The sequence below is a fragment of the Pseudoalteromonas aurantia genome (assembly GCF_005886875.1).
GTDB classification, from domain to species: domain Bacteria; phylum Pseudomonadota; class Gammaproteobacteria; order Enterobacterales; family Alteromonadaceae; genus Pseudoalteromonas; species Pseudoalteromonas aurantia_A.
Window position 1 is genome coordinate 1 of record NZ_PNBY01000169.1, and the last position, 606, is coordinate 606.

The 606-nt window shown below is 41.3% G+C and carries 1 protein-coding gene; it reads right to left on the reverse strand.

All coding sequences use genetic code 11. The annotated features are described in order from the left end of the window. On the reverse strand, positions 1–566 hold a 566-nt coding region (locus tag CWC18_RS20275; protein WP_249930160.1), incomplete at its 3' end, for an ISAs1 family transposase. Between the last annotated feature and the right edge of the window lie 40 nt (positions 567–606).

Below are 606 nucleotides of genomic sequence, written 5' to 3' on the forward strand. Positions count from 1 at the left end.
GTACGTAAGGTTTCTGCCGGGTGACCTCTGCGTATTGGGCAGTTATCCTCTCTGAATGAGACATCAAGAACCCAGTGTAATTGATTCTCAACAGCCCAATGGCTACGTACATGATTGGCTAACTCTTCTGCCGATAATTGCGCAGAACTAATGTAATAACGAGTGTCGATAAGCTCTTTTCCATTCTCTATGCGGTAGTAAATTGCTTTCCCTATCGTCGTTAATTTTGACCATTTTTCAGTAAGATGGAATGGTGCAGCTTGAAGCACTTCATATTTACGATACTCAGTGCGGCCACGTTGTTGCTCCAGATAGCTGTATGCGGCCGCACGTTCGTTCTGACTATCATTATAGAAAGCCTCTTTAATTGCTTGATGCAACAACCCCTGATTACCTTTAACTGAAAATAGATAGTTCGCCTCTTTTTCAATGATCTTTTTGGCTATCTTAGTCTGACACCCCATAGCATCTAATGTTACTAACTGACCTTTCAATTCTAGTAAATCAAGTAACTCGGGAATTGCTGTAATTTCATTGGATTTTGCATCTGTTTTAAGTTGACCCATTACAACGCCATTTTGAGACGCGAAGGCACTGACCATAAGA